This is a genomic window from Enterobacter sp. 22466, from assembly GCF_052044775.1.
Lineage (GTDB): Bacteria > Pseudomonadota > Gammaproteobacteria > Enterobacterales > Enterobacteriaceae > Enterobacter > Enterobacter dissolvens.
This window is the reverse complement of the sequence record NZ_JBQENX010000005.1, coordinates 306,931-321,027: the sequence shown is the minus strand read 5'-3', so window position 1 is coordinate 321,027 and position 14,097 is coordinate 306,931. Positions and strand designations below refer to the sequence as shown.

The following is a 14,097-nucleotide window of genomic DNA, read 5'->3' as shown; positions in this document are numbered from 1 at the left end:
TTCCATGACGTCTATATATCTTGCCTCCGGTTCTCCACGTCGTCAGGAGTTGCTCACACAGCTGGGCATCTCTTTTGAACGTATCGTTACCGGCATCGAAGAAAAACGGGCTGAGGGTGAAAGCGCTCAGCAGTATGTCTCTCGCCTGGCGCGTGAGAAAGCGCAGGCTGGCGTAGCACGTGTGCCATGCGACCTGCCGGTGTTGGGGGCGGATACCATCGTTATCCTTAACGGTGAAGTGCTTGAGAAACCGCGCGATGCTGAGCATGCGGCGCATATGCTGCACAAAATGTCCGGGCAAACGCATCAGGTGATGACCGCCGTGGCGCTGGCGGACAGCCAGCACGTGCTGGATTGCCTGGTCGTGACGGACGTCACCTTCAGAGTACTGACCAACGACGAGATCGCCGCGTATATTGCCAGCGGTGAACCGATGGATAAAGCAGGTGCATACGGTATTCAAGGGCTGGGTGGCTGTTTTGTCAGGAAGATTAATGGCAGCTATCACGCCGTAGTCGGCTTACCGCTGGTGGAAACGTATGAGTTGCTGAGCAATTTTAACTCACTGCGTGAGGGAAGGGATAATTATGACGGCTGAATTGTTGGTAAACGTAACGCCATCGGAAACCCGTGTGGCCTACATTGATGGTGGCATTCTTCAGGAAATTCATATTGAGCGTGAAGCGCGACGCGGAATAGTAGGCAATATCTACAAAGGTCGTGTCAGCCGCGTACTGCCAGGTATGCAGGCGGCTTTTGTAGATATTGGACTGGATAAGGCGGCATTTTTACATGCCTCCGATATCATGCCGCATACCGAGTGTGTCGCTGGCGAAGAGCAGAAGCAGTTTGCCGTGCGCGACATTTCAGAGCTGGTGCGTCAGGGGCAGGATCTGATGGTGCAGGTGGTCAAAGATCCCCTTGGTACTAAGGGTGCCCGTCTGACAACCGACATCACGCTACCTTCCCGTTACCTGGTGTTTATGCCGGGCGCGTCGCACGTGGGGGTTTCCCAGCGTATTGAAAGTGAGAGCGAGCGTGAGCGTCTGAAGAAAGTGGTCAGCGCCTACTGCGACGAACAGGGCGGGTTTATCATCCGTACCGCCGCCGAAGGGGTCAGCGAAGAGGATCTGGCGTCCGATGCGGCTTATCTGAAGCGTGTCTGGACCAAGGTGATGGAGCGTAAAAAACGCAACCAGACCCGCTATCAGCTGTACGGTGAGCTGGCGCTTGCCCAGCGCGTCCTGCGCGATTTTGCTGATGCTCAGCTCGATCGAATCCGCGTGGACTCGCGTCTGACGTATGAAGCGCTGCTGGAATTTACCGCTGAGTACATTCCGGAGATGCCTGGCCTGCTGGAACATTACACCGGGCGTCAGCCAATCTTCGATCTCTATGATGTCGAAAATGAGATCCAGCGTGCGCTGGAGCGCAAGGTTGAACTGAAGTCCGGTGGTTATCTGATCATCGATCAGACCGAAGCAATGACCACCGTGGATATCAACACCGGTGCGTTTGTCGGACATCGCAACCTGGATGACACCATCTTCAATACCAACATCGAAGCGACACAGGCGATTGCGCGCCAGCTTCGCCTGCGCAATCTGGGCGGCATTATCATTATCGACTTTATTGATATGAATAATGAAGACCATCGCCGTCGCGTGCTCCATTCGCTGGAGCAGGCGCTGAGTAAAGATCGCGTGAAAACCAGTATCAACGGCTTCTCACAGCTGGGGCTGGTGGAAATGACGCGTAAACGGACCCGTGAAAGCGTGGAACATGTGCTGTGTAATGAGTGTCCAACCTGCCACGGACGCGGCACCGTAAAGACGGTGGAGACCGTCTGCTATGAGATCATGCGTGAAATTGTCCGCGTTCATCATGCTTACGACTCCGATCGTTTTCTGGTCTATGCTTCCCCTGCGGTGGCTGAAGCACTGAAAGGCGAAGAGTCGCACGCGCTGGCGGAAGTGGAAATCTTTGTCGGCAAACAGGTAAAAGTACAAATTGAGCCGCTCTATAACCAGGAGCAATTTGACGTCGTCATGATGTAAGACGCAGTTCGCTGTGTGACCAAAGCTGACAAGGAGAGATGCGTGAGGCGATTGCCGGGGATTTTACTGCTTACAGGGGCAACGCTTGTCGTGATTGTCGCGTTGCTCGTGAGTGGGCTACGCCTCGTTTTACCGCATCTGGACAGCTGGCGTCCACAAGTGCTGGCGAAGATCGAATCCGCCACCGGTGTACCGGTTGACGTCAGTCAGGTCAGCGCCAGCTGGCAAAACTTTGGCCCGACGCTGGATGCCCGGGACATCAGTGCCAGCCTGAAAGATGGCGGCTATCTGAAAATCAAACGCGTGACCCTGGCACTGGATGTCTGGCAAAGCCTGCTGCACATGCGCTGGCAGTTCCGCGACCTTACCTTTTATCAACTGCAGTTTTTGACCAACACGCCGATCTCTGGCGGTGATAATAATCAAAGTCTTGAAGCCAACCGCCTGAGCGATCTCTTCCTGCGTCAGTTCGATCATTTCGATCTGCGCGACAGTGAGGTGAGCTTTATTACCCTCTCCGGCCAGCGCGCCGAACTGAAGATCCCGCAGCTGACCTGGCTTAACGGCAAAGAGCGTCACCGTGCCGAGGGGCAGGTGAACCTCTCCAGCCTGAACGGCCAGCACGGGGTCATGCAGGTTCGTATGGATCTGCGTGACGACGACGGCTTGCTCAACAACGGAAAGGTGTGGCTACAGGCTGACGACGTGGATGTGAAGCCATGGCTCGGCGACTGGTTGCAGCAAAATATGCAGCTGGAAACGGCCCGTTTTAGCCTGGAAGGCTGGATGACCGTGACGAAAGGTGTGTTCGCCAGCGGCGATATCTGGCTGAAGCAGGGCGGCGCAAGCTGGCAAGGCGAAAGCAAGCAGCATCAACTCTCCGTGGATAACCTCACCGCACATGTGACGAAAGAGAAAGGGGGCTGGCAGTTTGCCATCCCGGATACACGCATCACCATGGACGGCAAACCCTGGCCGCGCGGCGCGCTGACGCTGGCATGGATGCCTGAGCAGGATGTCGGCGGCACGAATAATAAGCGTAGCGATGAGCTGCGTATCCGCGCCACGCATCTCGACCTGGCGGCCATTGAAGGGCTGCGCTCCATGGCGGCGAAACTCTCTCCGGATTTGGGTGACGTTTGGCTGGCGACGCAGCCTGCTGGGGAAATTGACGCCCTCGCGCTGGATATCCCGCTGCAGGCAACCGAGAAAACCCGTTTCCTGGCAACATGGAAAGATCTGGCCTGGAAACAGTGGAAACTGCTGCCGGGGGCTGAAAACTTCAGCGGTAAGCTGGAGGGCAGCGTTGAGAACGGCAGACTGACCGTTGAGATGCATGACGCCAGAATGCCTTACGAAACGGTCTTCAGGGCACCTCTGGAAATTGAAAAAGGCAACGCGGTGCTTAACTGGCTGCGCAACGATAAAGGCTTCCAGCTTGATGGCCGACATATTGATGTGAAAGCCAAAGCGGTTCATGCCCGCGGGGATTTCCGCTATTTAAAGCCTGAAGGTGAAGAGCCGTGGCTGGGTATTCTGGCGGGGATCAGCACCAGCGACGGTTCTCAGGCCTGGCGTTACTTCCCGGAAAACCTGATGGGTAAAGCGCTCGTGGATTACCTGAGCGGGGCGATCCAGGGTGGTCAGGCAGATAACGCCACGCTGGTCTATGGCGGTAACCCGCATCTTTTCCCGTACAAACATAACGAAGGTCAGTTCCAGGTGCTGGTGCCGTTGCATAACGCCACCTTTGCGTTCCAGCCGGGCTGGCCTGCCCTGAAAAACCTCGATATCGAGCTTAATTTTCTCAATGACGGGTTGTGGATGAAGTCAGACAGCGTCGCGCTGGGCGGCGTGACGGCTACCAACCTGACGGCAAATATCCCCGATTACTCAAAAGAGAAACTGCTGATTGATGCCGATATCAACGGGCCAGGCAAGGCGGTCGGCCCCTATTTTGACGAGACGCCGCTGAAAGCCTCGCTGGCGGCCACGCTTGAGCAGCTCCAGCTTGATGGCGATGTGAATGCTCGCTTACATCTGGATATCCCGCTGGACGGCGAAATGACCACCGCCAAAGGCGACGTCCGTCTGAATAATAACAGCCTGTATATCAAGCCCCTGGAAAGTACGCTCAAGAACCTCAGCGGGCAGTTCAGCTTTGTGAATGGCAACCTGAAGAGTGAGCCGCTCACAGCCCGCTGGTTCAATCAGCCTGTGAATATTGACTTCTCGACCACCGAAGGCGAGAAGTCCTATCAGGTGGCCGTCAACCTGGATGGCAACTGGCAACCGTCGCAGATGGACGTGCTGCCGAAACCCATTCAGGAGTCGGTTGGGGGGGCTGCCGCCTGGAAAGGGAAGGTTGATATAGAACTGCCCTACCATGCCAGTGCGCATTATAAGGTCGACCTTACCGGTGACCTGAAAAATCTCAGCAGTCAGTTGCCTGCACCGCTGGATAAACAGGCCGGACAGGCACTGCCGGTGAAGCTTAACGTCGACGGTAACCTGAACAGTTTCGAACTGACCGGCAGCGCGGGTGGCACAAACCACTTTAACAGCCGCTGGTTGCTCAACCGCAAGCTGACGCTGGACAAAGCCATCTGGACGACGGACAGTCGAACCACGCCTCCGCTCCCGGATCACCAGGGCGTTGAGCTGAATCTCCCACCGCTGGATGGCGCGCAGTGGCTGGCACTGTTCCAGAAAGGCGTCGGGCAAAACGTGGATGAGGCTGCGCAGTTCCCGCAGACCGTTACCGTGCGTACCCCGTCGCTCACGCTGGGTGGGCAACAGTGGAACAACCTGAGTATCGTTTCTCAGCCGACGGCTAACGGCTCGAAAGTAGAGGCTCAGGGCAGGGAGATCAACGCCACTCTGACCATGCGCGATAACGCCCCGTGGCAGGCGGCCATCCGCTATCTCTACTACAACCCGGCAACGGCGGGCGGGAAAGATCAATCGACTCCGGCATCGCCGTTGAGTAACACTTCCCGCGTGGACTTCAGCGGCTGGCCGGATCTGCAACTGCGCTGCGCTGAGTGCTGGCTGTGGGGACAAAAATATGGCCGCATTGACGGTGACTTCGCGATTCAGGGCAACACGCTGAGCCTCACGGGCGGGCTGGTGGATACCGGCTTTGGTCGTCTGACGGCCGCGGGCGAGTGGGTGAATAACCCTGGCGAACAGCGCACCTCGCTGAAAGGCGACATTAAGGGCAACAAACTGGATGCGGCAGCCAATTTCTTTGGTATCAGTACACCGCTGCGCGGCTCGTCATTTGACGTCGATTACGATCTTCACTGGCGTGATGCGCCGTGGAAGCCGGATGAGGCCTCGCTTAACGGCATACTGAAAACCCGCTTCGGAAAAGGGGAAATTGCCGACGTGAGCACGGGACGCGCCGGGCAGATCCTGCGTCTCCTGAGCTTTGATGCATTGCTGCGCAAGCTGCGCTTCGATTTCAGCGATACCTTCAGCGAAGGGTTCTACTACGATTCCATCCGCAGTACGGCGTGGATCAAGGACGGCGTTATGCATACGGACGACACGCTGGTGGACGGCCTGGAAGCGGATATCGCCATGAAGGGCTCGGTTAACCTTGTGCGTCGCGAGCTGGATATGGAAGCCGTGGTGGCGCCGGAAATCTCCGCGAGCGTGGGGGTGGCAGCCGCCTTTGTGGTGAACCCGATTGTTGGGGCCGCGGTGTTTGCCGCCAGTAAAGTGCTGGGGCCGCTGTGGAGTAAGGTCTCTATTCTGCGCTACCGCATCACCGGTCCGGTGGATAAACCGCAGATTAATGAAGTGCTGCGCCAGCCGCGCAAAGATGCACAGCAATGATTTGACGTGGGCAGGTAATTGCCTCACTCTCAATAAATACGATCTTTATACCGCCACGGGCGGCAACGAACGAGTAGCAATACGATGAGTCTGAACCTGGTAAGTGAACATTTGCTCGCAGCGAACGGCCTGAGCCATCAGGACCTGTTCTCCATTCTTGGTCAACTGACCGAACGCCGTCTCGACTACGGCGATCTCTATTTCCAGTCGAGCTATCACGAATCCTGGGTTTTAGAAGACAGCATCATCAAAGATGGTTCTTACAACATTGACCAGGGCGTGGGTGTGCGCGCCATCAGCGGCGAGAAAACCGGTTTTGCCTACGCCGATCAGATAAGCCTGGCTGCGCTGGAGCAGAGCGCGCAGGCGGCGCGTACCATCGTGCGTGATGCTGGCGATGGGCGTGTGAAAACGCTGGGTGAGGTGCAGCATTCTGCCCTCTACACCAGCATCGACCCACTGCAGAGCATGAGCCGTGAAGAGAAGCTGGATATCCTGCGCCGCGTGGATAAAGTGGCGCGCGCTGCCGATAAACGCGTGCAGGAAGTGTCTGCCAGCCTGAGCGGTGTCTATGAACTGATTCTGGTTGCGGCCACTGACGGCACGCTGGCGGCGGATGTCCGTCCGCTGGTGCGCCTCTCTATCAGCGTGCAGGTCGATGACAACGGTAAACGCGAGCGCGGCTCAAGTGGTGGCGGCGGTCGTTTTGGCTATGACTGGTTCCTGGGTGACGTCGACGGTGAAGCGCGCGCTGACGCGTGGGCAAAAGAAGCCGTGCGCATGGCGCTGGTGAATCTTTCTGCCGTGGCGGCACCGGCGGGGTCATTCCCGGTGGTGCTGGGTGCCGGCTGGCCAGGCGTGCTGTTGCACGAAGCGGTAGGACACGGTCTGGAAGGGGACTTTAACCGGCGCGGTACGTCCGTATTCAGCGGTCAGATGGGGCAGCTTGTCTCCTCTGAGCTATGCACCGTGGTGGATGACGGTACCATGCCTGACCGTCGTGGCTCTATCTCCATCGATGATGAAGGCACACCCGGCCAGTACAACGTGCTGATCGAAAACGGTGTCCTGAAAGGTTACATGCAGGACAAACTGAACGCGCGCCTGATGGGCGTAGCGCCAACCGGTAACGGCCGTCGTGAATCCTATGCGCACCTGCCGATGCCACGTATGACCAACACCTATATGCTGCCGGGCAAATCTACGCCGCAGGAGATCATCGAATCCGTTGATTACGGTATCTTTGCGCCAAACTTTGGCGGCGGCCAGGTGGACATTACCTCCGGTAAATTCGTCTTCTCCACGTCAGAAGCCTATCTGATCGAGAAAGGCAAAGTGACCAAAGCGGTGAAAGGCGCGACGCTGATTGGCTCCGGCATTGAAGCTATGCAGCAGATCTCCATGGTCGGTAACGATCTCAAGCTGGATAACGGCGTGGGTGTCTGCGGTAAAGAGGGGCAGAGCCTGCCGGTGGGTGTGGGTCAGCCAACGCTGAAAGTGGATAATCTGACGGTGGGCGGTACAGCCTGACCTGACGACCTGTAAAAAAATGGCGCTACTCTGGGGTAGCGCCTTTTTTTTAACGCAAGTGACCCAGCGGTATCTCCGGATCCGGCTCATGAGTGATGCGGTTACGCAAATCACGACGAATAATTTCAATCGACCAGAACCAGATCAAATGGCCCACGATCTCTGAGACGTGCTCGTACCAGGGCAGCTCAAACAGCGGCGGCGTCAGTCCCATCAATGGGAAGGAGATCATATGGACAAAAAGCTGCGCTAACGCACCCGCCAGCAAACCTTGCCAGAGTTTAATTTTCGGGAAGACTTCCGCAACTACGCAATAACCTACGGCGAAGACGATAGAAAAAATAATATGCGTGACGCCGACCCAGTTAAAAATATGTCCGGCAAAGGTGTAAACCGCTGCGTTAGGATCGACGACACCCAGCCAGTCACGCAGAAATATATAGGGAGGATTTAAGAAATTGCGGGAACAATCAATCTGACTTGCTGCTCTTATTAATTGCTCTGGCCCGCATGCGCCGGTGAATAAATCTGTGGGACTGCGCGGCGGCAGTGGAACTTCGGCTCCCCATTTGACAAAGGCGGAGACAATCCCCGCGATCAACCCAATGAATGCGGCTAGCCCATAGCGCCTGCGTGAAGGCGGTGTTTGTTCAAATATATTCATTTCTGTTCCTTGTTCAATGTCATCCTGCGAAATACATTTTATTATTCATATTGGTAACATAAATATAACAGCCTGAGATTCAGGCTCCTCACAAAATAAATGGCGTAAGGCGACGGTGTCAATTAACTATTATTTAGAGTGAGGGAGGGGAATTGCGCCATGCAAGGGATATTATCCCGGACATTGTCATGCCAGAAAGGCGTTCCGGGATAATTTCATTACTCTTTTCTGCGTCCCCGCATTCCCTGAAACAGTTCTGCCACGTCCACAAAATACTCGGTCAGATAGTTGATACAGACCTGCACTTTGAGCGGCAGTTTGTCTTTTTCGGTATACAGGGCATACACCGGACGCGGATCGGACTGGTAGCGAGGGAACAGGATCTCCAGTACGCCGCTGTTGATCTCATTGATCACCCACATTAACGGTACGTAAGCGATCCCGGCGCCCGCCACCAGCCAGCGCGAGATGGTCATCGGATCGTTGGTGACAAACCGCCCTTCCGGCAGCAGTCGGGTAGAAATCCCTTCCGGGGCAATCAGTTCAAACTCATTATCGGGGCGGACGCTGTACTCCAGCCAGGAGTGGTTGGCGAGATCGGCAGGTTTCTCCGGCACGCCGTACTGTGCCAGATAGCTCTTTGAGGCGCAGACCACCATCGGCATGCTGCCGAGTCGACGGGAGAAGAGGCTGGAGTCCTGCAGTGCGCCGACGCGGATCACTACATCCAGGCCATCGGCAATCAGGTCCGGGGCAGGAATACCCGTGACCAGATTCACGGTTAATCCCGGATATTCTTTCAGCATCTCGGCGGTCATGGCGGCGAGAACATTTTGTGCCATAGTTGAAGAACAACCGATCCGCAGGGTCCCGATGGGTGTGTTGTTAAAGGCATAGAGCTGTTCGTGAACATCCTGCACTTCATGCAGCATGCGGCGACAGCCCTGATAGTAAATTTTACCCGCTTCCGTCAGCCCGATGCTGCGGGTGCTGCGGTTGAGCAATTTCACCTGCAGTTCATCTTCCAGTTTTGACACCGTCTGACTGATGGAGGAGACGCTCATCTGCAACTGCCGGGCAGCAGCAGTAAATGAGCCAAGTTCAACCACTTTGGCGAAGACCGACATGCGTTTTAAACGTTCCATTGTTCACTCTGGCTTAAAAGTGATTTAGATCACATATTATAGATAACAGCATAACAGTTACGTTAATATACTATTAATTACATAACGGCTGCGCCATTCTCGCCCGGCGTTTCTTGCTCTCCTGCGATGGCGTGCGCTAAAAATTCTGAAGCCTGCACTCTCTCTTATCAAGGTCAACATGAGTCTGTTTCCCGTTATCGTGGTGTTCGGTCTGTCGTTCCCACCGATATTTTTCGAGCTTCTTTTATCACTGGCGATCTTCTGGCTGGTGCGCAAGGTGCTGGTTCCTACCGGGATCTACGATTTCGTCTGGCACCCTGCATTGTTCAATACCGCGCTGTATTGCTGCCTGTTCTACCTGATATCGCGCATGTTTGTCTGAGGTTGATGTGAAAACGCTAACAAGAAAAATCTCCCGCACCGCCATCACCATGGCGCTGGTTATCCTCGCGTTCATCGCTATTTTTCGCGCCTGGGTCTATTACACCGAATCACCGTGGACACGTGACGCGCGTTTTAGCGCGGATGTCGTGGCGATCGCCCCCGACGTGGCCGGTCTTATCACCGCGGTTAACGTCCACGATAACCAGCTGGTGAAGAAAGACCAGGTGCTGTTCACCATCGACCAGCCGCGTTACCAGAAAGCACTGGAAGAAGCGGAAGCGGATGTTGCCTATTACCAGGCGCTGGCCGCAGAGAAACGCCGTGAGGCGGGCCGCCGTAACCAGCTGGGTGTCCAGGCGATGTCCCGGGAAGAGATTGATCAGTCCAACAACGTGCTGCAAACCGTACTGCATCAGCTGGCAAAAGCGCAGGCGACGCGCGATCTGGCGAAGCTCGATCTGGAGCGTACCGTGATCCGCGCGCCAGCCGATGGTTGGGTTACTAACCTTAACGTCTATGCCGGGGAGTTTATTACCCGCGGTTCAACCGCCGTGGCGCTGGTAAAACAGAACTCGTTCTATGTGCTTGCCTATATGGAAGAGACCAAGCTGGAAGGCGTTCGTCCGGGCTATCGCGCAGAGATCACGCCGCTTGGCAGCAACCGCGTCTTTAAAGGCACCGTCGACAGCGTCGCGGCTGGCGTCACCAACTCCAGCAGCTCCAACGACGCAAAAGGGATGGCGACCGTCGATTCCAACCTGGAGTGGGTGCGTCTGGCCCAGCGTGTGCCGGTACGTATTCATCTGGACGAACAGCAGGGCAACCTGTGGCCTGCTGGCACGACGGCGACGGTGGTGATCACCGGTGAGAAAGATCGGGACGCCAGCCAGGACTCAATCTTCCGTAAAATTGCCCACCGTCTGCGCGAATTTGGTTAATCGCTATGGGTATCTTTACTATCGCCAGTCAGCACATTCGCTTCGCCGTGAAGCTGGCGAGTGCTATTGTGCTGGCGCTGTTTGTCGGCTTTCACTTCCAGCTGGAAACCCCGCGCTGGGCGGTGCTGACGGCGGCGATTGTCGCGGCTGGCCCGGCATTTGCGGCCGGCGGTGAGCCCTACTCCGGGGCGATCCGCTATCGCGGCATGCTGCGTATCATCGGGACGTTTATCGGCTGTATCGCCGCGCTCACCATCATTATTCTGATGATCCGCACACCGCTGCTGATGGTGTTGGTGTGCTGTATCTGGGCGGGTTTCTGCACCTGGCTCTCCTCGCTGGTGAAAGTAGAGAACTCTTATGCCTGGGGGCTGGCGGGTTATACCGCGCTGATTATTGTCATCACCATTCAAACCGAACCGCTGCTCGCGCCGCAGTTTGCTGTGGAACGCTGTAGCGAGATCGTGATTGGTATCGTCTGCGCAATTGTCGCTGACCTGCTTTTTTCCCCGCGCTCCATCAAACAGGAAGTGGATCGCGAGCTGGACGCGCTGATTGTCGCTCAGTACCAGCTGATGCAGCTGTGCATTAAGCACGGTGACAGTGAAGAGGTGGACAAGGCGTGGAGCGGACTGGTCCGCCGTACGCAGGCCCTGGAAGGAATGCGCAGCAACCTTAACATGGAGTCTTCGCGCTGGGCACGCGCCAACCGCCGACTCAAAGCGATCAATACCGTCTCCTTAACGCTGATTACCCAGGCGTGCGAAACCTACCTCATCCAGAACACTCGTCCGGAATCGGTCACCGATACCTTCCGCGAACTGTTTGCCGAGCCGGTGGAAACGGTGCAGGACGTGCATAAGCAGCTCAAACGCATGCGCCGGGTCATTGCCTGGACCGGAGAGCGCGACACGCCAGTGACCATATACACCTGGGTTGGCGCTGCGACGCGCTACCTCTTGCTGAAACGCGGCGTGATTGGCAATACCAAAATCAGCGCCGCGGAAGAAGAGGTCCTGCAGGGGGAAGTGGTGATCAAGGCGGAATCGGCTGAACGCCATCACGCAATGGTCAACTTCTGGCGTACCACGCTGGCCTGTATGCTCGGTACGCTGTTCTGGCTTTGGACCGGCTGGACCTCCGGCAGTGGCGCGATGGTCATGATTGCCGTTGTCACGGCGCTGGCAATGCGTCTGCCCAACCCGCGTATGGTCGCCATCGATTTCCTGTACGGGACGATAGCCGCGCTGCCCATTGGTGCGCTCTATTTCCTGGTGATCCTCCCGTCCACGCAGCAGAGCATGTTGCTGCTCTGTATCAGTCTCGCGGTGATGGCGTTCTTTATCGGGATCGAAGTGCAGAAGCGCCGTCTGGGATCGCTGGGTGCTCTCGCCAGTACCATTAACATTCTGGTGCTCGATAACCCGATGACGTTTCATTTCAGCCAGTTCCTCGACAGCGCGTTGGGTCAGCTGGTGGGCTGTTTCCTGGCGATGATGGTGATCCTGCTGGTGCGCGATAATTCGCAGGCACGGACGGGTCGCGTGCTGCTGAACCAGTTCGTCTCGGCCGCGGTTTCGTCCATGACCACCAACACTGCGCGCCGTAAAGAGAACCACCTACCGGCGCTCTATCAGCAGCTGTTTTTACTGCTGAATAAATTCCCCGGCGACATTGCCCGTTTTCGTCTGGCGTTAACAATGATCATTGCGCACCAGCGTCTGCGCAACGCCCCGGTGCCGATCAACGACGATTTGTCGGCTTTCCATCGCCAGTTGCGCCGCACCGCCGACCATGTGCTTTCCGCCTCCAGTGATGACAAACGGCGCCGCTACTTTAAGCAACTGCTGGAAGAGCTGGATGTCTACCAGGAGAAGCTCAGGGTCTGGGAAGCGCCTCCTCAGGTGACAGAGCCGGTAGGACGGCTGGTGCTTATGCTGCACCGCTACCAGAACGTCCTGACGGATAACTGACTGAAGTAAAAAAACCGACGCCAAAAGCGTCGGTTTTTTGTAGCTATACTTATTGCTGCAGTCTCTTACATTCAGAAAGGGAGGACACATGACGACCCAGGCGCTTCAGGACAACATCCTTTTTCAGACCGGTTATCTGGTCAACGGCATTTGGAAGACGCTGGATACGACCTTTGATGTGTTGAACCCGGCTACCGGTGACGTTATCGCCAGAGTGGCGAAAGCGGGTAAAGCAGAAACCGAAGAAGCTATTGCTGCTGCCGTGAAAGCCTTCCCGGCATGGCGAGCCAAAACCGCGAAAGAGCGCTCGACTATCCTCTATCGCTGGTACGAACTGATTATTGAGCACAAAAGCTGGCTTGGTCGGTTAATGACCACCGAACAGGGCAAACCCCTGAAAGAAGCCGAAGGTGAGGTGGAGTACGCCGCCAGTTTTATTCAGTGGTTTGCCGAAGAGGCCAAGCGCGCTAACGGTGAAATTATTCCGCCGATCAAGCCGGGGTCCCGCATTCTGGCTACCCGTGAACCTGTTGGCGTGGTGGCAGCGATCACGCCGTGGAACTTCCCGATGGCCATGCTCACCCGCAAACTAGGTCCGGCACTTGCTGCGGGCTGTACCGGGGTGATTAAACCGGCCAATAACACCCCACTCAGCGCCTTTGCGCTCCTCACGCTGGCGAAACAGGCCGGTGTGCCGGATGGGGTGCTCAACGCCGTGGCAGGTAATACGCATGAGATCAGCGACGCGATTATGGCGAGCCATGAGGTGCGTAAAATCTCGTTTACCGGCTCCACTTCCGTCGGCAAAACGCTGGTGCGTAACGCCGCGGAGACCATGAAAAAAGTCTCTATGGAGCTGGGGGGAAATGCCCCGTATATCGTGTTTGAGGATGCGGACATCGATGCTGCCGTCAAAGGGGCAATCGCCAACAAATTCCGTAATGCTGGACAAGTCTGCGTCAGCGTTAACCGCTTCTATATTCAGGAAACCGTCTACGACAAGTTTGTGAACAAACTGGCCGATGCGGTGAACGCGCTGAAGGTGGGAAATGGTCTGGAGGACGGTGTGGTCGTAGGCCCGCTGATTGAACCCTCCGCAGTGAACAAAGTGCGTGAGCACGTTGAGGATGCGGTTGCCCGTGGAGCAACGGTCCTGGCGGGCGGCAAACCGCACCCGCTTGGCGGCAATTTCTGGATGCCCACCGTGCTGGGCGACTGTCATGAAGGCATGAAACTGGCAGAAGAAGAGACGTTTGGTCCCGTTGCAGCCTGCTTCCGTTTCACTTCTGAAGATGAAGTCATCCAGCGTGCCAACAACACGCCATATGGTCTGGCGGCTTACTTCTATACTCAGAATCTGTCGCGGGTGTTCCGTGTGTCGCAGGCGATCGAAAGCGGGATGATCGGGATTAACGAGTGCGCCGTCTCCACGGAGCTTGGCCCCTTCGGAGGAGTAAAAGAGTCTGGCCTGGGCCGTGAAGGGTCCGTGCTGGGGCTGGAAGAGTATCTGGAAGTCAAAACCCTGCATATCGGCGGATTATAATAGACAGGGCGGCATCTGCC

At 56.3% G+C, this 14,097-nt stretch carries 10 protein-coding genes; 8 read left to right on the top strand and 2 right to left on the bottom strand.

The window, feature by feature from the left end; genetic code table 11:
* Positions 1–4: 4 nt before the first annotated feature.
* The 4 genes from ACTJJI_RS15745 (at position 5) to tldD (ending at position 7,430) form a co-directional block, all read left to right on the top strand.
* Positions 5–598: a Maf family protein gene (locus tag ACTJJI_RS15745; protein ID WP_014833491.1), complete on the top strand. Its 594-nt coding sequence runs from the start codon at positions 5–7 to the stop codon at positions 596–598.
* Entirely contained in the window at positions 588–2,057 is a 1,470-nt protein-coding gene (gene rng / locus ACTJJI_RS15740) for a ribonuclease G (protein WP_014833490.1), read from the top strand. The genes ACTJJI_RS15745 and rng overlap by 11 nt, the downstream gene beginning before the upstream one ends.
* Positions 2,058–2,099: 42 nt before the next feature.
* Positions 2,100–5,900 carry an AsmA2 domain-containing protein YhdP gene (gene yhdP / locus ACTJJI_RS15735; RefSeq protein WP_440654741.1) on the top strand — a complete coding sequence of 1,267 codons (3,801 nt, stop codon included), beginning with the start codon at positions 2,100–2,102 and terminating at the stop codon, positions 5,898–5,900.
* Positions 5,901–5,984: 84 nt separating this feature from the next.
* Entirely contained in the window at positions 5,985–7,430 is a 1,446-nt protein-coding gene (gene tldD / locus ACTJJI_RS15730; protein ID WP_046889012.1) for a metalloprotease TldD, read from the top strand.
* Between the two features lie 49 nt (positions 7,431–7,479).
* On the opposite strand, the gene ACTJJI_RS15725 is transcribed toward tldD, so the two are convergent.
* Together ACTJJI_RS15725 and aaeR are read right to left on the bottom strand one after the other, a co-directional pair.
* Positions 7,480–8,094: a YagU family protein gene (locus ACTJJI_RS15725; RefSeq protein WP_014833487.1), complete on the bottom strand. Its 615-nt coding sequence runs from the start codon at positions 8,092–8,094 to the stop codon at positions 7,480–7,482.
* 218 nt (positions 8,095–8,312) lie between these two features.
* Positions 8,313–9,239: an HTH-type transcriptional activator AaeR gene (aaeR, locus tag ACTJJI_RS15720; protein ID WP_014833486.1), complete on the bottom strand. Its 927-nt coding sequence runs from the start codon at positions 9,237–9,239 to the stop codon at positions 8,313–8,315.
* Positions 9,240–9,417: 178 nt separating this feature from the next.
* Between aaeR and aaeX the strand changes: the two genes are divergently transcribed.
* The 4 genes from aaeX (at position 9,418) to ACTJJI_RS15700 (ending at position 14,077) form a co-directional block, all read left to right on the top strand.
* Positions 9,418–9,621 (top strand): p-hydroxybenzoic acid efflux pump operon protein AaeX, encoded by a 204-nt coding sequence (aaeX, locus tag ACTJJI_RS15715; protein ID WP_003860416.1) that lies wholly within the window; start codon positions 9,418–9,420, stop codon positions 9,619–9,621.
* A gap of 7 nt (positions 9,622–9,628) precedes the next feature.
* Positions 9,629–10,561, top strand: a complete 933-nt coding sequence (gene aaeA / locus ACTJJI_RS15710; protein ID WP_013098978.1) for a p-hydroxybenzoic acid efflux pump subunit AaeA — start codon at positions 9,629–9,631, stop codon at positions 10,559–10,561.
* Between the two features lie 5 nt (positions 10,562–10,566).
* Positions 10,567–12,534 (top strand): p-hydroxybenzoic acid efflux pump subunit AaeB, encoded by a 1,968-nt coding sequence (gene aaeB / locus ACTJJI_RS15705; protein WP_014833485.1) that lies wholly within the window; start codon positions 10,567–10,569, stop codon positions 12,532–12,534.
* 88 nt (positions 12,535–12,622) lie between these two features.
* Positions 12,623–14,077: an NAD-dependent succinate-semialdehyde dehydrogenase gene (locus ACTJJI_RS15700; protein WP_014833484.1), complete on the top strand. Its 1,455-nt coding sequence runs from the start codon at positions 12,623–12,625 to the stop codon at positions 14,075–14,077.
* Positions 14,078–14,097: the final 20 nt, after the last annotated feature.

Coding starts and splice junctions, on each gene's coding strand:
- ACTJJI_RS15745 (WP_014833491.1), top strand. CDS start 5: ATGACGTCTATATATCTTGCCTCCGGTTCTCCACGTCGTCAGGAGTTG.
- rng (WP_014833490.1), top strand. CDS start 588: ATGACGGCTGAATTGTTGGTAAACGTAACGCCATCGGAAACCCGTGTG.
- tldD (WP_046889012.1), top strand. CDS start 5,985: ATGAGTCTGAACCTGGTAAGTGAACATTTGCTCGCAGCGAACGGCCTG.
- ACTJJI_RS15725 (WP_014833487.1), bottom strand. CDS start 8,094: ATGAATATATTTGAACAAACACCGCCTTCACGCAGGCGCTATGGGCTA.
- aaeR (WP_014833486.1), bottom strand. CDS start 9,239: ATGGAACGTTTAAAACGCATGTCGGTCTTCGCCAAAGTGGTTGAACTT.
- aaeX (WP_003860416.1), top strand. CDS start 9,418: ATGAGTCTGTTTCCCGTTATCGTGGTGTTCGGTCTGTCGTTCCCACCG.
- aaeB (WP_014833485.1), top strand. CDS start 10,567: ATGGGTATCTTTACTATCGCCAGTCAGCACATTCGCTTCGCCGTGAAG.
- ACTJJI_RS15700 (WP_014833484.1), top strand. CDS start 12,623: ATGACGACCCAGGCGCTTCAGGACAACATCCTTTTTCAGACCGGTTAT.